Origin of the sequence: Salegentibacter sp. 24 (genome assembly GCF_004362395.1) — a bacterium.
Taxonomy (GTDB): domain Bacteria; phylum Bacteroidota; class Bacteroidia; order Flavobacteriales; family Flavobacteriaceae; genus Salegentibacter.
In genome coordinates this window covers 75216-100506 of sequence record NZ_SNWE01000013.1, presented here as the reverse complement: position 1 = coordinate 100506, position 25291 = coordinate 75216, and the positions used below count along the sequence as shown (strand labels likewise).

The 25291-nt window shown below is 38.3% G+C and carries 28 protein-coding genes; 19 read left to right on the top strand and 9 right to left on the bottom strand.

Annotated features, from left to right (window positions below; genetic code table 11):
• Positions 1–249 precede the first annotated feature (249 nt).
• A complete protein-coding gene (locus DET49_RS10940; RefSeq protein WP_133548145.1) occupies positions 250–861 on the top strand; it encodes a MarC family protein in 612 nt (203 codons plus the stop codon).
• 20 nt (positions 862–881) lie between these two features.
• Here the strand turns inward: DET49_RS10940 and DET49_RS10935 are convergent, their stop codons facing one another.
• Positions 882–1286: a hypothetical protein gene (locus tag DET49_RS10935; RefSeq protein WP_133548144.1), complete on the bottom strand. Its 405-nt coding sequence runs from the start codon at positions 1284–1286 to the stop codon at positions 882–884.
• Between the two features lie 115 nt (positions 1287–1401).
• Here DET49_RS10935 and DET49_RS10930 point away from each other — a divergent pair, with 115 nt between their 5' ends.
• The 4 genes from DET49_RS10930 to DET49_RS10915 all read left to right on the top strand — a co-directional run bounded on the left by DET49_RS10930 (position 1402) and on the right by DET49_RS10915 (position 4376).
• A complete protein-coding gene (locus tag DET49_RS10930) occupies positions 1402–1851 on the top strand; it encodes an Lrp/AsnC family transcriptional regulator (protein WP_133548172.1) in 450 nt (149 codons plus the stop codon).
• A gap of 216 nt (positions 1852–2067) precedes the next feature.
• Positions 2068–2262 carry a DUF1328 domain-containing protein gene (locus DET49_RS10925; RefSeq protein WP_133548143.1) on the top strand — a complete coding sequence of 65 codons (195 nt, stop codon included), beginning with the start codon at positions 2068–2070 and terminating at the stop codon, positions 2260–2262.
• A 103-nt stretch (positions 2263–2365) separates the two neighbouring features.
• Complete coding sequence (locus DET49_RS10920) at positions 2366–3790, top strand: hypothetical protein (protein WP_133548142.1); 1425 nt, start codon at positions 2366–2368, stop codon at positions 3788–3790.
• A 67-nt stretch (positions 3791–3857) separates the two neighbouring features.
• A complete protein-coding gene (locus DET49_RS10915; protein WP_317130315.1) occupies positions 3858–4376 on the top strand; it encodes a DUF1684 domain-containing protein in 519 nt (172 codons plus the stop codon).
• A gap of 5 nt (positions 4377–4381) precedes the next feature.
• Here DET49_RS10915 and DET49_RS10910 read toward each other — a convergent pair whose 3' ends face one another.
• The 5 genes from DET49_RS10910 to DET49_RS10890 form a co-directional block, all read right to left on the bottom strand.
• Positions 4382–5497 carry a porin gene (locus DET49_RS10910; RefSeq protein ID WP_133548140.1) on the bottom strand — a complete coding sequence of 372 codons (1116 nt, stop codon included), beginning with the start codon at positions 5495–5497 and terminating at the stop codon, positions 4382–4384.
• A 110-nt stretch (positions 5498–5607) separates the two neighbouring features.
• Positions 5608–6849, bottom strand: coding sequence for an ammonium transporter (locus tag DET49_RS10905; RefSeq protein ID WP_133548139.1), 1242 nt, complete (start codon positions 6847–6849; stop codon positions 5608–5610).
• 27 nt (positions 6850–6876) lie between these two features.
• A complete protein-coding gene (locus DET49_RS10900) occupies positions 6877–7215 on the bottom strand; it encodes a P-II family nitrogen regulator (protein WP_133548138.1) in 339 nt (112 codons plus the stop codon).
• 171 nt (positions 7216–7386) lie between these two features.
• Entirely contained in the window at positions 7387–7761 is a 375-nt protein-coding gene (gene crcB, locus DET49_RS10895) for a fluoride efflux transporter CrcB (RefSeq protein ID WP_133548137.1), read from the bottom strand.
• 6 nt (positions 7762–7767) lie between these two features.
• Positions 7768–8799, bottom strand: a complete 1032-nt coding sequence (locus DET49_RS10890; RefSeq protein ID WP_133548136.1) for an SRPBCC family protein — start codon at positions 8797–8799, stop codon at positions 7768–7770.
• 381 nt (positions 8800–9180) lie between these two features.
• On the opposite strand from DET49_RS10890, the gene DET49_RS10880 reads away from it, so the two are divergent.
• Positions 9181–9576 (top strand): nucleoside triphosphate pyrophosphohydrolase family protein, encoded by a 396-nt coding sequence (locus tag DET49_RS10880; RefSeq protein ID WP_133548134.1) that lies wholly within the window; start codon positions 9181–9183, stop codon positions 9574–9576.
• Positions 9577–9703: 127 nt separating this feature from the next.
• On the top strand, positions 9704–10735 hold the full coding sequence (locus DET49_RS10875; protein WP_133548133.1) for a Gmad2 immunoglobulin-like domain-containing protein: 1032 nt from the start codon (positions 9704–9706) through the stop codon (positions 10733–10735).
• Positions 10736–10845: 110 nt separating this feature from the next.
• Here DET49_RS10875 and DET49_RS10870 read toward each other — a convergent pair whose 3' ends face one another.
• Positions 10846–11913: a branched-chain amino acid aminotransferase gene (locus DET49_RS10870; protein ID WP_133548132.1), complete on the bottom strand. Its 1068-nt coding sequence runs from the start codon at positions 11911–11913 to the stop codon at positions 10846–10848.
• Between the two features lie 103 nt (positions 11914–12016).
• Here DET49_RS10870 and DET49_RS10865 point away from each other — a divergent pair, with 103 nt between their 5' ends.
• The 3 genes from DET49_RS10865 to DET49_RS10855 all read left to right on the top strand — a co-directional run bounded on the left by DET49_RS10865 (position 12017) and on the right by DET49_RS10855 (position 14172).
• Entirely contained in the window at positions 12017–12520 is a 504-nt protein-coding gene (locus DET49_RS10865; RefSeq protein WP_133548131.1) for a DUF4920 domain-containing protein, read from the top strand.
• A gap of 4 nt (positions 12521–12524) precedes the next feature.
• Complete coding sequence (gene mnmD, locus DET49_RS10860) at positions 12525–13199, top strand: tRNA (5-methylaminomethyl-2-thiouridine)(34)-methyltransferase MnmD (RefSeq protein ID WP_133548130.1); 675 nt, start codon at positions 12525–12527, stop codon at positions 13197–13199.
• A 70-nt stretch (positions 13200–13269) separates the two neighbouring features.
• On the top strand, positions 13270–14172 hold the full coding sequence (locus DET49_RS10855) for a TIGR01777 family oxidoreductase (protein WP_133548129.1): 903 nt from the start codon (positions 13270–13272) through the stop codon (positions 14170–14172).
• A gap of 76 nt (positions 14173–14248) precedes the next feature.
• Here DET49_RS10855 and DET49_RS10850 read toward each other — a convergent pair whose 3' ends face one another.
• Positions 14249–14917, bottom strand: coding sequence for a YceI family protein (locus DET49_RS10850; protein WP_133548128.1), 669 nt, complete (start codon positions 14915–14917; stop codon positions 14249–14251).
• Between the two features lie 156 nt (positions 14918–15073).
• On the opposite strand from DET49_RS10850, the gene DET49_RS10845 reads away from it, so the two are divergent.
• The 8 genes from DET49_RS10845 (at position 15074) to DET49_RS10810 (ending at position 23008) form a co-directional block, all read left to right on the top strand.
• A complete protein-coding gene (locus DET49_RS10845) occupies positions 15074–15667 on the top strand; it encodes a nucleotide exchange factor GrpE (RefSeq protein ID WP_133548127.1) in 594 nt (197 codons plus the stop codon).
• A gap of 29 nt (positions 15668–15696) precedes the next feature.
• Complete coding sequence (gene dnaJ / locus DET49_RS10840; protein WP_133548126.1) at positions 15697–16824, top strand: molecular chaperone DnaJ; 1128 nt, start codon at positions 15697–15699, stop codon at positions 16822–16824.
• Between the two features lie 230 nt (positions 16825–17054).
• Complete coding sequence (locus tag DET49_RS10835; RefSeq protein ID WP_133548125.1) at positions 17055–17588, top strand: fasciclin domain-containing protein; 534 nt, start codon at positions 17055–17057, stop codon at positions 17586–17588.
• A gap of 205 nt (positions 17589–17793) precedes the next feature.
• Positions 17794–18723 carry an ABC transporter ATP-binding protein gene (locus tag DET49_RS10830; protein WP_133548124.1) on the top strand — a complete coding sequence of 310 codons (930 nt, stop codon included), beginning with the start codon at positions 17794–17796 and terminating at the stop codon, positions 18721–18723.
• On the top strand, positions 18716–20008 hold the full coding sequence (locus DET49_RS10825; protein ID WP_133548123.1) for an ABC transporter permease: 1293 nt from the start codon (positions 18716–18718) through the stop codon (positions 20006–20008). The genes DET49_RS10830 and DET49_RS10825 overlap by 8 nt, the downstream gene beginning before the upstream one ends.
• Positions 20009–20012: 4 nt before the next feature.
• Positions 20013–20936, top strand: a complete 924-nt coding sequence (locus DET49_RS10820) for a mechanosensitive ion channel family protein (protein ID WP_243729610.1) — start codon at positions 20013–20015, stop codon at positions 20934–20936.
• Positions 20929–21840 (top strand): DUF6268 family outer membrane beta-barrel protein, encoded by a 912-nt coding sequence (locus DET49_RS10815; RefSeq protein WP_133548121.1) that lies wholly within the window; start codon positions 20929–20931, stop codon positions 21838–21840. Before DET49_RS10820 ends, DET49_RS10815 begins: the two co-directional genes overlap by 8 nt.
• 1 nt (position 21841) lies before the next feature.
• Positions 21842–23008: a sigma-54-dependent transcriptional regulator gene (locus DET49_RS10810; RefSeq protein WP_133548120.1), complete on the top strand. Its 1167-nt coding sequence runs from the start codon at positions 21842–21844 to the stop codon at positions 23006–23008.
• A gap of 6 nt (positions 23009–23014) precedes the next feature.
• On the opposite strand, the gene DET49_RS10805 is transcribed toward DET49_RS10810, so the two are convergent.
• Entirely contained in the window at positions 23015–23611 is a 597-nt protein-coding gene (locus tag DET49_RS10805) for a hypothetical protein (RefSeq protein ID WP_133548119.1), read from the bottom strand.
• A gap of 243 nt (positions 23612–23854) precedes the next feature.
• Between DET49_RS10805 and DET49_RS10800 the strand changes: the two genes are divergently transcribed.
• Positions 23855–25273 carry a M20/M25/M40 family metallo-hydrolase gene (locus DET49_RS10800; protein ID WP_133548118.1) on the top strand — a complete coding sequence of 473 codons (1419 nt, stop codon included), beginning with the start codon at positions 23855–23857 and terminating at the stop codon, positions 25271–25273.
• Positions 25274–25291 lie beyond the last annotated feature (18 nt).

Sequence of the window (25291 nt, the reverse complement as noted above, 5' to 3'; positions counted from 1 at the left end):
GAAATATTTTAAAAGTTGATCTGGTATCTTAGAAATTAAAAATCCCAAGAGCTTAGTGCACTTTGTGATGATTGGATAAGTTGCTTTTGGCCTTATTATTCTTTTAAGGATCGGAAATTGAAATATTCTCTAATACAAGATAGGTATAAGGCTTAAAAATTTCCTATTTTTTATTGGGTGGGGCTAAATTTTCAGATTAGTTTTACAGCTTCTAAATTTCGACCTTTTAAGTACCCAAAAATTTAATCTATGGAAAATGTCTGGTTATATGCCATAGGTGCGTTTACCGCATTTTTTGCGATCAATAATCCTATTGGGAATATCCCCATATTTCTGAGCCTGACCAAGCAGGCCGATGGAACAAGAAAGCGTTTTATTTCTAAGAAGGCAACCTTTACGGCTTTTGTGATTGTGACCGGTTTTATTTTATTGGGAAAATATATTTTTCAGCTTTTTGGTTTAACCATCCCTGCCTTTAAAATCACTGGTGGTATCCTGGTGTTTTTTGTTGGTTTTGAAATGATTAGAGCGCAGCAGTCAAGTATTGATAACCAGAAAGAAATCGACTTTAACGAAGGTATTTCAATATCTCCGCTTGCAATTCCTATTCTTGCGGGGCCGGGTACTATTGTAACGGCGATGAATTATACCACTACCGCCAGTTATATGGATATGGGAATTATTGTTGCAATGTTCGGGTTGATTATGTTTTTAAACCACCTGGCTTTTATTTCCAGTGATTATTTAGTGCGGTTCATTGGGCAAAACAAGATTATTGTGATAGAGAAAATAATGGGATTAATTATTGCCATTATTGGTACGAATATGCTTATCGAGGGAATTAAAATCGCTTTCTTTTAAACGAAAATAAGCAGAACAAACTAGGCTTTTCTAATGTGCTTAATCCAATCTACGATCATTTTGTCGAAAATTTGGATCTCGTTTTTTAACAGCACGAGAAATTCACTTTCCCTTACTCCCGAAAATTCGAGGTTTTTGCAAAGTAATTTCAGGCTTTTACTGGCTTTTCTGATATTTCGAATACGTTCCAGACGGGAACCATAATTTTTTGCCGTAGCTACGGAAGCCACTCCTGGAGCAAGCTGTAGGGATTCAGTTACAAGATCTCCTGCAAATCTATCCTTCGAACTTGCGGAGAAGCCCATTTCAAGGACATGTTTGTCTTGTGTAAAATGAACGGCCATTGCTCTGGAAAGCTTGAAAATTTCCAAAGCTTTGCGATAAGCCGGCATTTGGTAGGTGTTATTAGGAAAAGCTTGTGGCATTCTATTTAATTTCAAAGTAAAATTAGCGAGAAATTAAATAGTTTATCTTTGGGTTTTAATGCAGAAATGAATTTTTACCTAAAAATTGAAGGTATTACTTGTTAAAAACTTTGATATGCAAATTGATGATTTAAACTGGAAAATTTTGGACCGATTGCAAAAAAATGCCCGTTACTCTTTTGCTGAAATTGGACGAGAAATAGGATTAAGTTCTCCAGCGGTAGCTGAAAGGGTAAAAAAAATGGAAGATGCTGGGGTTATTCACGGATATAAAACCCAAATTTCTTATCATAAAACCGGCCATCAGTTAAAAGCCATAATAACCCTACGTGCATTTATGGGAAGGCTAAAACCTTTTCTGGAAAAGGTCAGGGAATTTAAAGAGGTAAGCAATTGTTACCGAATAACCGGAAATGAAAATATTATTATGGAAGTTGTGCTCCGTGATCAGGCACATCTGGAAGAATTCATAGATAAGTTAATTACTTATGGCGAAACAAAAACCCATATTGTACTATCACAGGTAGTGAATTTCGCACCTATGCATAAAAACAAGCTATTATAATGTTAAAAATAAGTAAAGCCAGTTCTCAGAGATTTTCAAATAACCAATTATGGAAGCCTTTTTTTCTATGAATTAGTTAAAATCCATTGGTTTTATTTTTGTTTTTAACGAATTGCTAATAGCTATATTTGATTTAGTTAAATTATAGCAAATTGTAATTTTATTAATAGCGACACGACTATTATGTAGCTATTTTTGCTTAAAAGAAATTGCATTATGAGAAAGTATAGTACATTGTTCCTAATTGTAGCGGCTTTAACCGGTGCTTTGGGATTTTCCGGATTAAATTTTGCCGGTATTGAAGTAGTGAGGGTATTGTTTTTAGTCTTTGCAGATTTACTTGTAGTATCTTTAATTGCCCGTCTTTTCTTTAGAAATGACAACTTGAGACTTCAACGTATTAAAAAGTAAAACCTATCAACGATATAGTAATATGCCTTCATCTTTTGATGAGGGCTTTTTTATGCACGATCTTTGTTATCAATGCTTATATTTATAATAATTATATACTATTATGTTGAAAAAAGCATCATTTCTAATATTAAGTTTTCTTTTTATTTCTCAAATCGGGCATGGCCAGGAAATTAAAATTCCCTTAGGAAGCATTGTAGATTCGATCCCAGCGGCTGATACTACTGGCAACAGTTTCTCCCTATACCTTCCTCAGGATTATTCTGAAAAAGAGCAGTGGCCGATCATCTTTGTTTTCGATCCCAAAGGAAGGGGAAGAGCGGCTACCCAACTTTTTAGAACAATTGCCGAACAGCAGTCTTATATTATAGCAGCCTCTAATTTGAATTTAGAAAAGGATTCATTGCAAAACAATATTAAGAAAGTAGGACCTTTTGTAAACCAGGTAGACGGGATGCTGCCATTAGATCGGGAGCAGGTTTATATAGCAGGTCTTGCAGAGGGAGGTCAATTAGCCACTGCACTTCCGTTTATCTTCAATAATGTCTCTGGGGTACTTGCCATCGAAGATGCCTGGATAAACACACAATACCTGAATTCGTCCAATAAATTTATGTTTAGTGCAATTGCCTGTGATCGTAATAATTCCATGAATACCTTAAAGGAAATCGTATCCTATATGGACCAGGAGGACTTTCCAACGGAAATGAACTATTATAGCTGTGAGAAAGAAATTGAATGGCCCAGTGTGGATGTAATTCAAAACGCAGTTACAGGTTTTACCCTGAATGCGATCAAAGAAGGCAGCCGACCAAAAGATTTAGATTTGGTGAGAACCCTTTTTAATGAGGAAGTAGCCTATGCAGAAGTTTTACGCCGCAGGCGCGATTATTATCGAGCTTTTGAAAAATTACAGCAAATCGAGGAAAAATATGAAGATTTTGACCTGGAAACAGATTTAAAAGATAGGATAAGGGATATAAGAAGGAATGATGCCTTTAGGGAACAAAGAAGAAATTATCGGAATGCTACGGCCAAAGAGGAGGAAAGTCAGCAAGAGTATATTTATTTTATGGAGACCGATGTGGTAACAGCCAATTTTGAAAATATTGGTTGGTGGGCCGCAAAGGTGGCAGAATTGGAAGAAATGGCAGAAAAATCTAATGGGGCGCAGCAGAAAATGGCCAGCAGGCTACAGGGATTTCTGGATGTGTTAAGCAAAAATTATTATGATAATTACGTGAATTCTGCTGCGGATTCCAAAACAAAAATCTTTGTAAGTATACTGCGAACGATTTTCGATAAAAAAGATCCAGAAGCTTATTTAAATATCATTAAAATAGCCGGACACGATGGGGATCACCAGACTGCACTGCTATACCTGGAGGATTTACTAAAAACCGGATTTGACGATATGGAAGCTCTGTACGATATAAAAGGTATTTTAGATCTTAAAATAAGTGAACCTTATAATGATAAAATCAGGGAATATCTTGGAGAGGCCAAATATTATAAAGCCGGCAATTAAGCTGAAATTCAGTTTCCTATTCTTTTTACTGCTGTCCAACTCATTTTTGGCGCAGGAGCAAAGCGTAATGAAGTTTCAACAGGAAATAAATGAAAAGTTCGGTGATCCCCAACGCACCCCACTTTCTGATAAAGATTTAGCTGAATTTAAAGGCCTGGATTTTTTTAAAATTGATTCGGCTTTTATAGTGAAAGCTCATTTTTTAAGAACCCCGGCTGAAGCGCCATTTAGAATGCAAACTACTACAGATAGAAAACCGGTGTATGTGAAGTACGGAGAATTATATTTTAAAATTAAGGGAGAGGATTTTAAATTAAATGTTTTTCAGAATCAGGAGCTTATTTCTGACCCTGAATATTATAATTATTTATTTCTTCCTTTTACAGATCTTACTAATGGCGAAACCACCTACTCCGGCGGACGGTATTTAGACTTAAGGATACCGGAGGGTGATTCCATTTTGTTAGATTTTAATAAAGCATATAATCCTTACTGTGCTTATAGTGGTAATTTTTCCTGTCCTATAGTTCCTGCCGATAATCATTTAGAAATTGCTATCCCGGCAGGGATAAAGAACTTTAAATGATTAATTTAAAACGCGTAGATGGCTGCCAGTACAAAAGAGGACAGATTATCGGTTCCTTCTAAATCCGAGTTTAAAAAGACCGGATCAGGGGTGTTGGATACTTGGTCCAAACGAACCTCTGGTTTAATAGTTAGGCTTCCAACTGAATAGCTCCCGGTAAGGGTGAAGTCTATTGCTTCTGCATCAGCGCCATATACTGGCCCTCCATCCTCTAGTTCCTTAAAATATTCCGCCCGCAGACCAATAGCAAAACTATCAGAAGTTTGGATTTGTGGATAAAGTGCTGCTCCATAAAATCCTGCACCATCCGTAGTATTATAGGTTGTATTCAGGCCTAAATAAAAAGATTCGGTAAAGTCCCACCCGGTGGTCAAATCTATCTGGAAAGTAGCTTCATCCGAAAGCGGCATTTGTTCTCCATATAAAAGGTTTAAAAATCCGCTTCCCTTAGAGTTGGCATAACCAAGCTGGCCTCCAAAAGTATATTTTCCATAAGGATTAAATTCAGTCCAGTCCGTGGGGTTCATAACAGCAAGCATAGCACTCCAATTGTCATCTATCGCAAAGTCAGCTTTAATTCCGGTATGAGAAAAAGGGCCATAGGAAAACATATATGAAGTAGAATAGTGAAAGTTGGCAGTTGGTGAAATTACTTCATAACCCAAATAGGTATTGAAATTACCCATCGTTAGGGTAACCGCGTCCGAGACATTCCAGTAAACATATAGCTGGTTTACAATATTGCTGGGTGCCGAGGATGCAAAAACAGCATCTTCCCCCCTTGGACCGAATACTAAATCGGCCACAAAACCTACTTTTTCACCCTCGTAGCCCAAAATAACATTGGCCATTCCAATAGCAAAACCCGGGTCATTGGCAAAAGAAGAGGCGGGAGCCTGGGGAACAGCAATAATCTCCCCTGCTTCGTTATAGGCATATTTATTTAATCCATTGAAATTGGTTCGAAAGTAAGTGTCAACAGATCCGCTTATGCTAAAATTGGACATAAAACTTTCACTTTCAGAAGTATCAGCTTCCTGAGCTTGCAAGTTAGAACCTATGGCAAAACATATTCCTAACAGGAATATTTTTTGGATATTTGTAATTGTAAATTTTTTCATAATAAAAGTCTTGTTTAATGAGTTGAAATGTGTTGAGCAAAGCTTTATGAAAGGTTTACCTATAGGAGCGCTCCGCCAAGCGCTCCTTTTTTCTTTTAAATTATTAAAATTTATCTATCGTGCACAGCACCAAATTCGGCATAGGCATCCATCCCGTGCTCGTGTGCATCCAGGCCTTCTGTTTCTTCTTTTTCTTGCATTCTTAATCCCATGGTGGCTTTAATAATCGATAGAATAATAAATGCTGAAATACAACAAAAAGCACCTATTATTCCCACGCCAGCCAATTGAATGAGCAACTGGTCAAACCCTGCTAGGCTTCCAAAGATTCCTACGGCAAGTGTTCCCCAAATTCCGCAGATAAGATGAACCGCTACTGCTCCAACAGGATCATCGAGTTTAAGTTTATCGACAAGGGCCACCCCGAATACAATTATACCGCCCGCAACAAGACCTATAAGGATAGCGTCCAAGGGAGACATAACATCGGCTCCTGCAGTAATACCTACAAGTCCTCCCAGAATTCCGTTTAAGAACATGGTAAGATCGTAATTCTTATAGGTTAGTGTGGAGACAATAAATGCAGAGATACCTCCAGCAGCTGCAGCAAGGCAGGTGGTCACCAGAGTGATAGAAGTTAAAGACGGATCAGCTGAAAGTACTGAGCCTCCATTAAAGCCAAACCAACCTAACCAAAGGATGAAAACCCCGGCAGTTGCCAGTGGGATGTTGTGTCCTGGTATGGCATGTGAAGTACCATCTTTCCCAAATTTTCCCAAACGAGAGCCTAATAAGTATATGGCAATAAGTGCTGCCCAGCCTCCTACAGAATGGACTAAAGTAGAACCGGCAAAATCATAGAAACCCATATCAGCCAGGAATCCTCCGCCCCATTTCCAGGAACCTACGATGGGATAAACAATAGTGATATAAATCACAGAAAATAGCATAAAACTTCCTAGTTTAATTCTTTCAGCTACAGCCCCCGATACGATGGTTGCAGCTGTGGCTGCGAACATTCCCTGGAAAAGAAAGTCTGTCCAGTAGGTGTAACCCTGGTTATAAGTTAAGTCTAAAGAACCGTCCGCCAGAGGTGCACTTAATCCAAAAAGATCAAAGAAATAGTCAGGGATTATTCCTGCAATAAAGGAGCCAGGGTACATCAGGTTGAAACCTATAATAGCGTAGGTAAGTAACCCGGCACAAATAATAAATACGTTTTTAAACAGGATATTAATGGCATTTTTTTGTCTTGTAAGTCCAACTTCAAGTAGTGAAAAGCCCAGGTGCATAAAAAATACCAGGGCGGTACACACCATCATCCAAACATTATTAATAGTAAGTAATTCCATAAAAGTGATTTTTTAAGTTTATTTTTTTTAGGATAGCGAGTCCGTACCTTTTTCTTTTGTTCTAATGCGGTATGCTTCTTCTACAGGGGACACAAATATTTTTCCATCCCCAACCGAACCGGTATGCGCAGCCCTTAGAATTGTTTCTACGGTACTTTCTACATTATGGTCTGAAACCACTAAGGATATCTTTCGGCGTTGGATGTCGCTGGTGCTATAAGAGACTCCACGATAAACGTGACCCTGTTTTTCGTTACCCACCCCGGTAACATCCCAATAGCTAAAAAAATTGACTTCGGTTTCGTGAAGTGCTTTTTTTACTTCATCAAACCTGGATTTTCTAATGATTGCTTCTATTTTTTTCATAAAAACTATATTTTTAATGGATATAAATGTATAAAATTATCTTAACACCCGTTAAAAAATAGGGGTGTATGCTAAATAAATATGGAATAAATAAAAACAACCCCTTAAAAATTAGGGGTTGATCTATAAAACAGGAAAGTTTTGGTTAGTTTCTAAATTTTTGAAGTTAACTCAGGTCAGTTTGGAGAGAAAAAGGCCTAAAAAAACAGCCAAAATTCCACAAATTATACTTCCGAAAGCGTAAAAGAAGAAATTTAGGTAATCTCCGGTACGCAAAAGTGCCTGATTTTCAAATGCGAAACTTGAAAAGGTTGTAAAGCCGCCACAAAAGCCAACGGCCAGGAATAATACGGTATTTGAATTGAAAATGTCAGATTTGGACGCCATCCCGAGAATTAACCCAAGGATTATACTGCCCAAAATATTTACTGTAAAGGTTCCATAGGGTATAAAGGCCGTTTCAACATTTAAACTTTTACTGATCAGGTATCGCAAAACACTCCCCAGCCCGCCACCAAGGAAAATCAATAATAGTTGTTTAAACATAATTTTTTATTTAACCGGAATATAAAGGTGGGTAATCCATTTTGCAGGATTTGCTACCTGGTCAGGGGAGGTTAAGTAAACTTCAAAGCTGTTGGCCTCTTGTTGAACTTCCAGACCGTTTTTTTCAATGTAATTACGGGTTTGCTCCCAGGCTTCTTTAAGGTTTTTGTAATCTCCTTTTAAAGTGGTCTTTAAAACTTTTTGATTTGGCATAAAACCATTTAGGATTTCACTTTCAGCTGGAGTAATGACCTGGCTGGGAGTAAATATTCCTGCGGAAAAAATGACGTTCCCGGAAGTTTCGTTCCACTGGTTATAAAGCACAAATGGGTTCCCATTTTTTTCAATACCATTCTCATCCATAAAGGTGGAAACCTCAGAAAACATAGCTCCCATCTTTTGGTCTACCTGGCTTATTTTGCTTGCCGTTGTGGTATACATATAATACCCGCCACCGTGCTGAATTACCCCATCAACATTAATGGTGTATTCATCCATTTTATTGAGCACCACATTCTCAAGGTTGTTAAGGCCTTTTTCAAGCATAGGGCGCATCAATTCCATTATACTTTGTTCCTGAAAGGTGAAGGCCATTTTTTCCATAAAACTTTGCTCCCCCTTTATGCCCCAGGTTACTTCCGTTCCGGTTTCGACTTCCTTGAATTCCCAATAAACTATACTAGTAGATTCTCCCAAGGGAGTGATAAGGCTTAATTCCTGCTCTATTTCAGAATAGGGTTTGGATGAAATTATTTTTATTGCTCCATCCCCGGCAGTCTCACTTTTCCAGGAATAAGAAGCACTATCCCCGCTGGTTTTCATACCATATTCAACAATCATATCATCAGCTTCCCCAGACCAGGGCTCCCAGTATTCCCAGTTTTTAAGCTCGTTTACTTCCCGAAATACCATTTCTACGGGCGCTGGAATTACTTTGGTTTCTTCCAAATGATAATCGCCATCCTGAGTGGCTATATAAATAGATCCGGCTATTATTACTATAAGCAATAAAAAGAAAAGGTATTTTAAAATTTTCATACTGGCAGGTTTAGAAAGCGAAGATACTTAATTTAACAATATTGGTTTAAAGCGTAGTTTAAGGGTTTAAAACGCCTTTAAGGATAAAGAGCAGACCAATAAAGGCAAGGAAAGCCAAAAGTACCCATATGCTTCCCTTGTATTGTCTTTTATGCAAGAGGGTGTCTTTTTTATAGCTAATCACTATAATTATTATAAAAGTTATTAGAAATAAACCTGCAAAAACGAGTTGGCCGGTGCTAAACATTTTATTTACTTTTATGCAAAGTTAAGGTTTTAAGCGGAGCTGTTATTGATTTAATTTTTTTAACTCTAACAGATGTGATCTGGAAACCTTAATAATTACGGATGCATTGGCGCAATGATATAAAAATAAAACAGATGAAAAAAAGACTTGCTGCAGTTAAGGAATTTCATAGGACTTTTAAGCTGGGGATCGCTGAGAATCCGCAGGCCTCCCTGGGACCGGAAACAAATCGGTTACGTTATGAATTAATGGAGGAAGAAAACCGGGAGTACCTTGAAGCTGCAACTAAAGGTGATATAGAAGAAGTAGCTGATGCCCTGGGAGATATGCTTTATGTATTATGCGGAACCATCATAGCCCATGGCCTGGAGCATAAAATTGAGGCGATTTTTGATGAAATTCAACATAGCAATATGAGTAAACTTGGCGAAAACGGAAAACCAATGTATAATGAAAACGGGAAAGTGATAAAAGGGCCGAATTATTTTAAACCTGATATTGCAAGAGCCTTAGAAGATAAGGACTCCTAAGCTTCTGAAAAATGCACACAGCGCAATAAAAGCAAGGCAAAGGGATCTATTATTTTAAGATTTAATTACCTGGTGCTATTACTGATTTCAACCGACCGTATTTGAACCCTATAAAAAAGCTTAAAAAATGAAAATGCTGTTTCTTTGGATCTTATTGTTTCTTGCGAGCTCTGGATGTAAGAATCCAAAAAATAATACCGGAAATTCCCAAGCCCAGCCTGCAGGGCATACAAAGGACAGTCTTCAAAGTGGTATTTTAAAATACAAGGACACTATCTGGAACTTTGCCTTTAAATATCCCTCAGATTATACTGTCATAAAAGGAAAGCTGCCAGGAAACAGCATTGTAATCAATGTATATCCAAAAGCTGCTGATATTGATAAACCTCTTGCAATCCACGAAAAACCGGAACGCTCCTATATTGCTTTTTTGCCAAAGGGTTTTGGGGTTGACGCTCCTTCAGGGGAACAAAAATCTGTAATGGACAGCAAAATCAATTTTAATTTAACTTTTAATATCAATGAGCAGGAGTCCATGGTTTATCTTCTTGAAAACGGGCAGGCCTGGGCTTATTTTATCAGGTTTGATCAGCCCCCTGAAAAATGGAACCGATACGGTGGGATCTTTGTGCATAATGCAATCAGAAATTTCAATGCGAGCTGCTTTTCTTCAAGCGGTAAGCTAAAACCCATGCAGCAATGTGATCCTATGGGAGAAGATCGGATAAAAATTTCCGGAGAAATCGATAAAACAAGTAAAAGAAAGCTGGATCTGGTGCTGAATTCTCTTTATTTTTTCAGCGAAGATGCAAAGCAACGCAGGGAACTTTCTGAGCTCATTAAAGTTAAGAATCCTATACCAAATACTCAGCTTAAGTCTCCATTACAAATTACCGGAAAAGCCAGGGGGAGTTGGTTCTTTGAAGGGGAAGCCCCGGTAAAACTAGTCGATAAGAATTACAGGACTTTGGCCAGGACCTCCATAAAGGCTAGCGGTGATTGGATGACTAGCAATTTTGTGCCTTTCTCTGGAGCGCTTAGCTTTGAGAATTTCCCAGAGGGTAAGCCTGGTTATTTGATTTTTGAAAAATCCAATGCTTCGGGAAAGCCAGAATTTGATAGAGAACTTATCCTGCCGGTACGTTTTCCGCCCCAATGAAAGGATCCAGTAGTTCTTTTGGACCTAAATATTCGAGGGGCTGCCATTAAAAAAGCCTCTCAGCTTTCAAAAACTCAGAGGCCTTAGTTATAAAAGGAAACCAGGTAAAATTATTTCACCTGATGTCTCCATCCGTGTTTGTCTTCGGCTTGGTTATACTGAATTTTCATTAAACGATCCTTAAATGATTTTCCATAGGAATCCTCCATTTTTGGAAGTTCAAACTTTTCATCTTTATAACCAAAACCGGCAATTGGGTTAATCACTGTAGCAGTTCCCGAACCGAAGATCTCTTTAAGTTCTCCTTTCCTGGCAGCTTCAATAACTTCAGAAACCGGTACTCTTCTGATTTCTACTTTAATATTAAGGTCTTTAGCAAGATCGATCACACTCTTTCTGGTAACACCATCCAAAATTCTGTCACTGGTAGGTGCGGTAATCAGGGTATCTCCAATCCTAAAGAAAATATTCATGGTTCCAGCTTCTTCCAGGTAATCGTGGGTATTAGCATCAGTCCATATTATTTGCTGAAAACCAGCTTCTTTTGCCAGGTTTGTAGGATAGAACTGTGCGGCATAATTTCCGGCAGCTTTGGCAGCTCCAACACCACCATCTGCAGCACGACTATATTTTTCTGAAAATTGAACTCTAACTTCGCCACTATAATAAGCCTGGGCTGGAGAGCAAATGATCATAAATTTATATTTAGTCGAGGGATTGGCAGAAACACATTCTTCAGTAGCAATAACAAACGGGCGAATATAAAGCGAGTTGCCAAAACCTTTTTTAATCCAGTCTTTCTCAAGCTTTAATAAGGCTTCTAGACCGCTGAAGAAAAATTCTTCCGGGAATTCGGGTATGGCCAATCTGGCGCTGGATTTATTTATTCGCTTAAAATTTTCTTCTGGTCTAAAAAGCCAAATCCTGTCGTCCTGATCTTTATAAGCCTTCATTCCTTCAAAAACAGCCTGTCCATAATGAAATACCTTAGCAGATGGATCAAGTTGAATAGGACCATAAGGCTTAATTTTAGGATTTTGCCATTGTCCATTTTCGTAATCACATTCAAACATATGATCGGTGAAAACTTCGCCAAAAACCAGATTGTCAAAATTTACATTTTCAATTTTAGATTTTTGGACTTTATTAATCTCGAGCTGGTCAGTATCGTATTTCATTATCATTAATTTAGTTAACAAATTTACCCAAATTAAAACAGAATCAAAATCTAAAGTTTTGGTAAATTTGATTGCCCGTAAGGTTGGAGAAATAAATAAATAAATGAGAAAAATTGTATTTGGACTGGTCCTATCCTTAATCTTAATCTCTTGTAATGAAGGGAATTCTAATAGAGGTGCGTCAGCTTTAGCAAAGAAAAATCCTGTTTCCTATAAGTCTTTTGGTACTGAAATCACCGCGGAAAATGCTTTGAGTGCTACCCAGGCCCTTGAGAAATTCAACTCCCTTGAACCTGGGGATACGCTAAATCTAAAATTTTCTTCGAAAATCAAGAGTGTATGTAAAAAGAAAGGCTGTTGGATAATTTTGGAGCTTCCAGAGCAAGAGGTGAGGGTTAGCTTTAAAGAGTATGGCTTTTTTGTGCCCAAGGATAGCGAAAATACAGAGGTGATTGTAGAGGGAAAAGCATTTTTAAATGAAATATCAGTTGAAGACCAAAAACACTATGCCCAAGATGAGGGGAAACCTCATGCTGGTCTGTCAGAGATCACTATGCCTAAAACCACTAAAGCTTTTATTGCTGAGGCTGTACTTTTAAAAGAATAATAATTTGGAGCGAAAAATTATAAGGACCGGCGATGGTTCAGTAACCATCCATTTAAGCCAGTGGGATGAACAATACCATTCCAAACACGGCGCCATTGCGGAAGCTCGGCATGTGTTTATAAAAATGGGTCTGGAATACTGGGTGGGTTGGAATAAAGAGAAGGAGCTTTCTATCCTCGAAATTGGTTTTGGAACCGGGCTCAATGCCTTAATTACTTTTCTTGAAGCCAAAAAACTTGAGCTCAATATTAATTATACGGGGGTGGAGGCCTATCCGGTTTCTGAGAATGAAATACAGGAACTGAACTATGCTCAAATGCTCTCACCAGGAAATCAAATAACATTTTTTCAAAAAATGCACAATAGCCCATGGGATGTGCCAGTAGCAATTTCAAAGAATTTTCAATTGGAAAAGCAGCAAAAGCGTTTTGAAGAAATTCAGGATGTCAATGCGTATGATCTGGTGTTTTTTGATGCATTTGGCGCCCGGGTTCAGCCAGAACTTTGGACAGAAGAAATCTTTGCTAAAATGTTTGTAGCTATGAAACCAAATTCAGTTCTAGTCACCTATTCGGCCAAAGGAAGTGTGCGAAGAGCCATGCAAACGGCAGGTTTTATAGTTGAGCGACTTCCAGGCCCTCCAGGAAAACGCGAAATGTTAAGGGCATTAAAAAAGTAGTGGTGTTTGCTGTTAAATCAGTAATAATTTTTAGCTAAGGTCTTTGCTTGTTGCTATCTTGTAAATAAAAATGCGTGTATTAATAACAGGAGCTACCGGATTAATTGGATCTAAAATTAGTCGGTTATGTCGTGAAAAGGGAATAGATGTTTATTACCTCTCTACCAGTAAAGATAAACTGGAAGATGAGCCGAACTACAAAGGTTTTTACTGGAATCCCGAGGAAAATGAAATTGATCCCAATGCCATTCAGGGAGTTGATGCTATTATAAACCTTGTCGGTGCCAGTATTGCAGAGCGATGGACCCCCGAACAGAAGGAAAAAATTCTTAAAAGCCGAACCGAAACGGCCAGTTTGCTTTACAAATGTTTAGAGGAAAATGAACATCAGGTGAGAAACCTGGTGTCCGCCAGTGCCATTGGCGTTTACCCCAGTTCCTTAGAAAAATTATATACTGAGCAGGACCAGGGAGTAGATGACTCTTTTGTTGGCGAAGTCGTCGTGAAATGGGAAGAAGCAGTGGATAATTTTAGAGATCTTGGAATCCAGGTTGCTAAAATTAGAATAGGACTTGTTTTGGCTGAAAATGGGGGGATGTTGCAGAAACTTAAGGAACCGGTTAATTTTAGTGTCGGGTCTCCTCTTGGAAGTGGTAAACAGTGGCAGTCCTGGATCCATATAGATGATATTGGCGGTATTTTTATGTTTGCCCTGGAACAGAAACTAAGCGGTATCTATAATGCCGTTGCACCAAATCCAGTTACTAATAAAGAACTGGTCAATGAGGTGGCTTCTCAAATGGGAAAACCGGTATGGTTGCCTAATGTTCCCAAAGTAGCCCTTAAGCTTGTATTGGGAGAAATGTCGCACCTGGTTTTATCCAGCCAATTGGTGAGCAGTGATAAAATAGAACAGCAAGGCTATACTTTTAAATATGTCAATCTGACCAAGGCGCTGGAGGATTTAATTTAATTTTTTACAAATTCTAAAGCATAAAAAAGGCTGTCTTCTCAGACAGCCTCCTTTAAATTTTTAATTAGGTATGTTATTAAACTTTAGTAGCTTTTATATCTATTTTTAATGCGATATCGTCACTTACGAAGTTGTCTCCAAGTCCGTCGAATACTGATTTGGATCCAAAATTAACATTCCAGTTTGTGCGGTCTATGGTGAATTCTTCACTGGTTATTTCAATAGTATCTTCAGTACGATTGATACTAACTGGGAAAGTGATATTTTTGGTTTCCTCTTTTATGGTAAGGTTACCCGATAACATCTTTTGACCGTTTTCTTCACTAATGCCTGTTACTTCAAAAGTAGCTTCCGGAAACTTTGTGGCATTAAAGAAGTCGCCTTCTTTACCTTCTACGGTTCCCATCAGGTGAGCTTCAAGATCAGCTTTATCCTGTCCTTCAAGATCTGTAACATTAATAGACTGCATATCAATCACGAAACTTCCGCTCTCTATAATGCTGTCATTGGCACTAAAGGTACCTTCTGAAAGGGCAATAGTTCCAGTATGTTCTCCGGTTGGCTTGCTACCCTTCCATTCTATAACAGAAGCTGAAGTGTCTACCGTGAATTCCATAGCTTCAGCTTGTGCGCTTGCTGCATCCTGAACCTCGGAAGTTTCCGCTTCTTTTTTATCGTTCTTACATCCCACAACTGCAGTTAAAAAGGCCGCAATTACAAAAGTGCTTAAAATTGATTTTCTCATTTGTTAACAATTTAGTTTTAAATTAGCTTGCAAAAATACATAAATATCAAATACCATAAAGGTAAATTTTTGGTAATTAATTATAGTGACATTTTGACATCGAATCATAATTGGCAATGAATTTGACCCGTTGTGCCTGTATTAAAATGCATAAAAATGAGTAAGAAGAAAAAGGATATAAGAGAAGACCAACAAGATCAATCTGTTAAAGATCAGGTTGAGGATGTTTTAGACGAAGCTATAGATGAGGTAGAGAATGAAAATAAGGAAACTGAAGATGAAGATACTCAGGATGCCCTATCGGAAGAGGAAAAGCTAAAAGAAGAGGTTCAGAAGGAGAAAGATAAGTTTTTACGGCTTTTCGCTGAATTTGAAAACTATAAAAGACGAACCTCCAAAGAACGATTAGAGCTGTTCAAAACTGCCAACCAGGAAGTAATGGCAGCCATGTTGCCAGTGTTGGATGATTTTGACAGGGCCTTAAACGAATTGCGAAAATCCGGAGACAAAAATTTAATACAAGGGGTAGAACTAATTCACAATAAATTCAAAGAAACCCTTACCAGTAAAGGCCTTGAATCTATGGATGTAAAGGAAGGTGATGCCTTTGATTCTGAAATTCATGAGGCTATTACCCAAATACCTGCGCCTGAGGATAAGCTTAAAGGCAAGATAGTTGATGTAGTTGAGAGAGGTTATATGCTTGGGGAGCGTATTATTAGGTTTCCTAAAGTTGTAACCGGAAAATAAAAGCTTTTTAGAATCTGCAAAACGAGACCATGAAAGAAGATTATTACGACATATTAGGCATAAGTAAAGGTGCTTCCACAGCTGAAATAAAAAAGGCTTACCGTAAAATGGCTATTAAATATCATCCTGACAAAAATCCGGGAGATACCGAGGCCGAGGAAAAGTTTAAAAAATCAGCTGAAGCTTACGAAGTCCTTAGCAATGAAGATAAACGAGCCCGTTATGACAGGTTTGGTCACCAGGCATTTGAAGGTGCCGGTGGTGGTGGCGGCTTTGGCGGAATGGATATGGATGATATATTCAGCCAGTTTGGAGACATCTTTGGTGGTGGTTTCAGTGGTGGCGGAGGCTTCTCTGGTTTTGGAGGCGGTTTTGGCGGAGGCCAAAGACGTGCCAAGGGAAGTAACCTTAGGATCAGGGTAAGTCTTACCTTAGAAGAAATTGCCAATGGTGCAGAGAAAAAAATTAAAGTAAAAAGAAAAGTTCAGGCACCGGGTACAACTTATAAAACCTGTACTACCTGTAAGGGGACCGGACAGGTAACCCGAGTTACCAATACAATTTTGGGAAGAATGCAAACTGCATCTCCTTGTACTGTGTGTAGTGGCTCAGGGCAGATTATTGACCAAAGACCCCCAGAGGCAGATGCCCACGGCCTGGTGCAAAAAGAAGAAACTGTTTCTATTAAAATTCCATCAGGTGTTGAAGATGGAATGCAGTTAAAAGTTTCCGGAAAAGGAAATGATGCACCCGGAAATGGAATCCCTGGAGATTTATTGGTGGCTATAGAGGAGAAAGAACATCATAGCCTCCAGCGTGAAGGAGATAACTTGCATTACGACTTATACATCAGTTTATCTGAAGCTGTTTTAGGCTCTTCCAGAGAAATTGATACGGTGACCGGGAAAGTGCGGATAAAGGTAGAAGAAGGAGTGCAATCCGGAAAAATCCTGAGGCTTAGAGGAAAAGGGATCGGAAATCTCAATGGATATGGAAAAGGAGATTTGTTGGTCCATGTAAATGTTTGGACTCCTAAGAATTTAAGTAAAGAACAAAGAGATTTCTTTGAGAACATGGCTGATGACGAGAACTTCCAGCCTAATCCAGAGAAAAGCGATAAATCATTTTTTGAAAAAGTTAAAGATATGTTTTCTTAGCACCTAGGTTTTAAGAAAAAAATTTATATATTTGATTATCACTAAGTCTTTTAGTGATAATTTTTCTTTTTCATAGCAATTTTTTTCCCATCCTTAATTTTTTAAGGGTGGGTTTTGTTTTTAACACTAGCGTTAAAAGTTATTTAAGCTTTTTTTAATTAGAATGATATTCTTTATCTGTTTCCTATCTTAGTGTAAACAAATTTTAATAACTAATTAAATAGCTTATTATGAAAAGGATGAACAAGATTTTTATTTTTACAATATTATTCTTAACAGGTACTTTTGCAGGTTTCGCACAGGATGATTATTTCTCTGGTGTAGAAGACACAGAAGATTACAGTGCTCTTGAGTTGGCGCAAATGGATGATCGGTTTTCAAACTTCGTTGAATTTTTAGAATTATCAGGTTTGGATTTGTCGGTTGAATTCGCCGATGATTTTACAATTTTAATGCCTACAAATGAAGCTTTCTCAGAAATGGAAGTCGACAAGTTGGCCTACCTTAGTGATCCGGAAAACAGGTTGGAACTCATTCAATTGATTAAAAACCATATGTTACCTACTAAGGTAATGAAATATGAATTTAACGAAACTCAGGTTGCCAATTCAGCCGGGGACGAAGAAATTGTGATCGGAGAAACTGGAGACGTTGTATATGTTGGTGGTGCAAAAATACTGGCTTCAGATATTGAAGCAGAAGATGCTGTGATTCACGTTGTGGATGGTGTTGTAGAGGCAACCAAAGATGTAACGATGGACTAAGGAAATTCTCAAAGTTTTATATACAATACCCCAATATTTCTGGGGTATTTTTTTATGAATTATTCTAAACTTCAACCTATTTCAATATATTTACTAAATATGTATGTATTGATTTATTTTCGTCATCCGTGACGAATTTTTTTTTCGAAAGAACATCTCCTTATAGGTTCGCCAGAGGATAATTTAAATTTACCAAGCTTTTTATATGGAAAATCTCTTAGTAGCAGAAAATATTTACAAGCAATTTGGCAATTTTACTGCACTAAACAATGTCTCAATAGCTATCCCGCGTGGAAGTATTTTTGGTCTTTTAGGACCCAATGGCGCTGGGAAGACCACGCTTCTTAGAATAATTAATCAAATTACCATGCCCGATAGGGGTCAGGTGTATTTAGACGGAAAACCATTACATCCTGATGATATCGCTCATATTGGTTATTTGCCGGAAGAACGGGGGCTTTATAAGTCAATGAAAGTTGGGGAGCAGGCCTTGTACCTCGCACGATTAAAAGGACTTTCAAAAACTGAAGCAAAAACCCGCCTGGAATATTGGTTTAAAAAATTACAAATCGAAGGCTGGTGGGATAAAAAAATCCAGGAGCTATCCAAAGGTATGGCCCAAAAAATACAATTCATCATTACGGTTTTACATCAGCCTAAATTATTGATTTTTGATGAGCCATTCAGCGGGTTTGATCCGGTAAATGCCGGTTTGATTAAAAATGAAATTCTTCAATTAAAAGAAGAGGGCGCTACCATTCTTTTTTCAACACACCGTATGGAAAGCGTAGAAGAATTGTGCGATTATATGGCATTAATTCATAAATCGAATAAACTACTGGATGGAAAGGTTTCTGAAATAAAAAGAGCTTATAAATCCAATACTTACGAGGTTGGTCTGGAATCTGAAAATAATGCTGTGCTTTTTGCTGAATTAAATGAAAAATTTGTGATAGGAAATACCAATTTTAAAAGTATAAACGACGATCTTAAATTGACTATTCAATTAAATAACCAGGAAACCCCCAATCAACTTTTAGAATATCTTCTCGGCAGAGCCAGGATCAATCATTTCGTAGAGGTCATTCCTTCGGTAAACGATATATTCATAAAAACCGTTACTCAGAATGCGTAATCTAAAGCTTATAATTCAGCGGGAATATTTGGCTCGGGTAAGGAACAAAACCTTTATTATAATGACCTTTCTGAGTCCATTATTTTTAATAGGAATGTTTGCCCTTATTGCTTATTTGAGTATGCTGAACAGCAGTGAACAGCGAATCATCGGCCTGTATGATGAATCTGAAATGTTTGCTACAGAATTTAAGGATCAGGAGCAGGTTCAATATTTGGACCTCTCTGGCAAGACTTTGGAACAGGCAAAAAGTTTAGTTAATGAACAGGAATACTATGGGCTGCTCTATATTCCAGAAAATATTGACAAGACCCTGGAAGGCGTGCAATTCTTTGGTAAAGAATCGCCCGGGTTGGGAACTGTACAAGCTATAGAAAAAACCATTGCCGATAGGCTGACAAGAGAGGAATTAATTGAGCGCGGGATTGATGTTAATCAATTAAATGAGGCAAGAACCGAGGTGAAAATTGAAATTCAGAATTTCTCTGGCCAGCGCACCTCTAAAATGTCCAACTATATAAAAATGTTTTTTGGTGGTGCCGCCGGGTACCTGCTAATGATGTTTATTATTATTTATGGCAATATGGTCATGCGCAGTGTTATCGAGGAAAAAACCAACAGGATTATTGAGATCATAGTTTCTTCGGTAAAACCCATTCAACTTATGATGGGAAAGGTACTGGGGACTTCTTTAGCCGGAATTACACAGTTCACCATATGGGTGATCCTTGCCGGGGCTTTGGCCATGATTTCATTTTATGTTTTGGGTATAGATATTTTTACGGTACAAAAATCCCAACTGGAAAGCATTGAACAGATAGCAAAACCGCAAGTAGCCCAACTGGTTATGGATGTGATTAATTTACCCATCCTAAGTCTGATTATATTCTTTCTTATCTATTTTATTGGCGGTTACTTTTTATATAGTGCCATTTATGCTGCAATTGGTGCAGCAGTAGATAGTGAAACCGATACGCAGCAATTTATGTTTCCGGTAATTTTGCCTCTTATGCTGGGAATCTATGTCGGTTTCTTTTCGGTTATAGAAAATCCCCACGGCAGTGTATCCACTATTTTCTCTATGATTCCACTAACCTCGCCAATTGTGATGCTCATGCGAATTCCATTTGGCGTACCATGGTGGGAACTGGCAATATCGGTAACGATTTTAATTCTTACTAATTTTGCGGTGATTTGGCTTGCGGCCAAGATTTATAGGGTGGGAATTCTGATGTATGGTAAAAAAGCGAGTTATAAAGAATTATTTAAATGGCTTAAATATTAAAAAAATGCAGGAACAGGATCAGGGAACCACGGAAGCCTTAAAAGAAGTAGTGGAAGAAGATATTTGGGGTAATATTGTTGATTTCTGGAATCTCATCCTTTTTAAATATGAAGTTAGTGGTACGCCAATTGAGATTACGGTAAGTCTAATATTGCTTGTCATACTGGCATTCGTGGTGACCGGAATTGTGCTTCGGATGATTCGTTCCTTTATTACCGGAAAATTAGCCAAGGAAGACAAACATAAATTTATAAGCGTATTTAAATTTATAAAATACTTCGTCTACCTGGTCGTTATTCTTATTACCCTAAGTTCCGCCGGGATAAATATTACCATACTTTTAACAGCTTCCGCTGCACTTTTTGTAGGTATAGGTTTAGCTTTACAGGAGTTTTTCCAGGATATAATCGGAGGAATTTTTATCATTTTAGATAAATCTTTATTAGTTGGAGATGTGATTGAGATGGATGGAAGGGTTGGACGTGTTTTTGAAATTAAATTGAGAACTACCCGTGCCCTGACAAGGGATGATAAAGTGATGATTATTCCCAATCACAAGTTTATGAGCGATGTGATTCTGAATTATACCCAAAATCATGAGGTCACAAGAGAATCGGTAAGTGTGGGTGTGGCTTATGGCAGTGATACTCAAAGAGTAAAACAGGTACTGGTAAAATGTGCAAAGGAAAATAAAAATGTCATGGATAGCCCAGAGCCCTTTGTGCTCTTTGAGGATTTTGGCGATTCAGCCCTGGATTTTTCGTTGCATTTTTATGTAACCGATAGTTTTGTAGATCCCAAAATAAAAAGTGCACTTCGATTTAAAATAGATGAAGAATTCAGGATGAATAATATTACAATTCCTTTTCCACAGCGGGATGTTCATTTTTATCCTACTCAAAATCAAAATTCACCCAAAGATGAATAAGCCCCTTAATTTAGTTGTAGTTTTTCTGCTACTGGGATTTGTGACTTTTCCGGTAATGGCACAATCTACAGATTTGGCACGGATAGAATACACTTATTTTCCCCAGTCGGATTCGGATAATTCATTTAGAAGATTTAGGACCTTTGTGAATTTCCCTATCAAACTAAATGAAAATGACGCTTATTTAATTCCTGGAGTAGAATACCGAAATGTTAATTTCAGGTATAGGAACGATGAAACTTTCTCCACCAACAATTTAGATCGTTTTCAATCTTTCACCGGGAAAATAGGCTACACATTTAAAATGAACGATCTATGGCGTTTTGGCGCCGAAACAGGGGTGAAGGTGGCTTCTAATTTCACAACTGATGAATTGGTGAAAGATGATTTTATCTATACCGGTTCTGTATATTTTATAAAAATTAAGGAAGACCCACGTTATGTAGAACCCTGGCGATTAATTTTAGGCTTGAGTTATTCCACAACCACAGGATTTCCATTTCCCCTACCCGTAATTAACTATTATAAGCGTTTTGATGAGAAATGGTCCTATGCCCTTGGAATTCCAAAAACAAATCTTATCCACTATTTAAATGAGAAACACCAGGTTCAGGGCTTTGTAACCTTAGACGGGTTTTTCGCAAATCTGCAGCAAAATTTCAATCCTTATCCGCAGACCAATCCCGGCACCAATAGACTTGCAGAAAGCATGTCTATGACTATTGTACTCAGTGGCCTGGGTTACCAATATAATTTCACCGAGCATATTTCATTTTATGCCTATGCAGGTTACACCCTTATAAACGATATTCGGCTAAGAGATAAGGACCGGGAGGACCTGTATACAATAGATGAAAACAATACATTCTATGCCCGCAGCGGTTTAAAATTTAGTATTTTGTAATATGGCACACATTTTATTAATTGAAGACGAAGCATCCATAAGAAGGGTTTTAGTAAAAATCCTTACCGAAGAGAGTAAAAATTACCAGGTTGAGGAAGCAGCAGATGGTCTTGAAGGAATTGAAAAAATAAAAGATCAGGATTTTGACCTGGTACTCTGCGATATAAAAATGCCTAAAATGGATGGGGTAGAAGTACTGGAGGCTATAATGAAAATAAAGCCCGAGATTCCGGTAGTGATGATTTCTGGTCACGGTGATCTTGAAACCGCGGTTAATACGATGAAAATTGGCGCTTTTGATTATATTGCCAAACCACCAGATTTAAACCGGCTACTCAATACGGTTAGAAATGCCCTGGATCGAAAGGAACTGGTGGTAGAAAATACCAGGCTTAAGAAAAAGGTAAGCAAGAATTATGAGATGGTCGGTGAGTCCGATGAAATTCAGAGAATCAAAAATTTAATTGAAAAAGTAGCACCAACCGATGCCCGGGTTCTGATCACCGGTCAAAATGGTACCGGGAAAGAACTCGTAGCCCATTGGATCCATGAAAAAAGTGAACGCTCCAAAGGGCCAATGATAGAGGTGAATTGCGCTGCGATTCCTTCTGAACTTATTGAAAGTGAGCTTTTCGGACATATCAAAGGAGCTTTTACTTCGGCCAATAGAGATCGTGCCGGGAAGTTTGAGGAGGCCAATGGCGGAACCATTTTCCTGGATGAAATTGGCGATATGAGTCTTTCGGCCCAGGCTAAAGTTTTACGCGCTCTTCAGGAAAGCAAGATTTCACGGGTAGGTAGTGGTAAGGATATTAAAGTAGATGTACGAGTGATTGCTGCAACAAACAAGGACTTGAAAAGTGAAATAGAGGAGAAGAAATTCCGTGAGGATCTTTATCACAGGCTCGCGGTAATTCTAATAGAAGTTCCCTCGTTAAATGATCGACGTGAAGATATTCCCTTGCTTATCGATTATTTTAGTGAAAAGATTTCCCTGGAACACGGTTCGGGTAAAAAAGAATTTACCCAGGATGCTTTAAAGCTCCTAAAAGATTATGACTGGCGGGGAAACATACGAGAGTTGCGAAATGTAATAGAGCGTCTTATTATCCTGGGCGGGGAAAAAATATCCGAAGAAGATGTAAAACTTTTTGGTAGTAAATTCTAAAGAACTTTAGCGCTCGTTCCCTGGAGGGTTATACCTTAAAAAGTACATCGTGTCGCCACTGGGGTGTAGCCATTGGTGAAATAACTCAAATCCAAATCGCTGATAAACCAGTGCGTTTTTACGCATTCTGGTTTCAGCATAAAGTGGGATCTGGTATTCTTTAGCCTGTCGGTAGAATTCATCTTTCATTTCTTTTCCCACCTGAGTATCTGCACCTCGGGATTCCGCTAAAATTCCCCAGAACCAGCAATAAAGATATTCCCCAGTTTGTGGGCGTTGCTTTTTAATATAATTCTGATTTTTTACAATTTGATAAGCATTCTTAATGCCGGTTACATTTAGAACCAGACCAATTTGGGTCCAGATATCTTTTAGGAAATTATCTTCTTTTCTGCTGGTTTTAAATAAAATCGCAATTCCCATTCGGTTTTCAGAAATGATAAGCGCATCCTTCTCAATAGCTTTTTCTACCATATGTGTGGCAAGATATTCAAAGCGCTTGTGGCGATTTCCTCCTTTTTTAACGATATCCATAGAAGATGGAATCTCCTTTAAAAGGCTGGTGACTTTTGTGATAATCTCCTGTTTTTCTTCTTTATCCAAACTGCTATAATTTAGGGGCGAAGATATAAAATTTATATTTTTTGAAGCTTATTAAAACTGGCTATAAATCAGCAAAAATTAAAGCGTGTTCAGGCACATTAATTGTTTATACATGACAAGGACCAGGTAAAAAAATAAAATACTTTAAAAAATTTCAGAAAAAAACACCTTATAATGAATTGCCTGGGAAGTAATAATTATTTTCGTAATCAATATGTTCTATAATAAAATTCAGTTTCCATAATGAAAAAATACATTTTTGCTACATTCTTTTTGATATTCACTTTGAGCCTAGCGGCCCAGACCCCGCAGGTTAAAGAAGATTCCCTTAAGATCCGCGAAATTTACGATGCCGCCCTGGTCAATGGAAAAAGTTACCAATGGCTGGAGCATCTTTCCAACAATATTGGTAGTCGACTGTCGGGTTCTTTAAATGCGCAGGAGGCAGTGGAATATACAAAGGCTCAGTTAGAAGAGTTAGGATTGGACAAAGTTTGGTTGCAACCGGTAATGGTTCCTAAATGGACTCGTGGGGCACGCGAGCACGCTTATTTGCAAACTGGTCCTGGAATGACTACCCCGATGAATATTACCGCTTTAGGAGGCTCTGTGGCCACCAGCCCGGGCGGATTAAAAGCAAAGGTAATAGAGGTACAGGGAATTCAGGATCTTGAAAATTACAAAGATCAAATAAAGGGTAAGATCGTTTTCTACAACCGACCTATGGATCCCAAGCTGATCCAGACCTTTGAGGCCTATGGAGGTTGCGTAGATCAGCGGTATTCTGGAGCGGAAGCCGCGGCTAAATACGGGGCTGCTGGTGTGATTGTGAGATCTCTGAGCCATAAAATTGATGATAACCCGCATACGGGTTCTATGAGTTATGGTGATTTGCCTATTAACAAAAGGATTCCGGCTGCAGCTATTAGCACCCAGGACGCTGAATACCTTTCAGGGATGTTAAAACTTAAAAAGGATCTTGAATTTTACTATAAGTTGAGTTCTGAAAATCACGGGGAAGTTCAATCTTATAATGTGATAGGAGAAATTACCGGTAGTGAATTTCCGCAGGAAATTATGGTCGTGGGTGGCCATTTGGATTCCTGGGATCTGGGTGACGGCTCCCATGACGATGGTGCGGGAGTAGTGCAGTCCATGGAAGTTCTAAGATTGTTTAAAGAAACCGGTTACCAGCCTAAGAGAACAATCAGAGTGGTGCTGTTTATGAATGAAGAGAACGGTTTACGTGGGGGAAATAAATATGCCGATGTAGCTCATGCTAAAAATGAAAACCACATTTTCGCTTTAGAAAGTGACGCCGGTGGATTTACCCCCCGGGGTTTTTCCTTTGATGCCGATGATGCCCAATTCGCACAAATTGAAAGCTGGAAACCACTTTTTAAACCCTACCTAATTCATTATTTTGAACAGGGTGGAAGCGGAGCAGATATCGGGCCGTTGAAAAAAGGAGATATTGTTCTGGCGGGATTGCGGCCTGACTCTCAAAGATATTTTGACCATCATCACGCCGCAACGGATACCTTTGAACATGTTAATAAACGTGAATTGGAATTAGGTGCAGCTACCATGACCTCATTAATCTATTTGGTTGACAAATACGGAATAAGGCATATAGATTTGAATAAAGAACAAAAGCTATAAACATAAATTTATTAATTC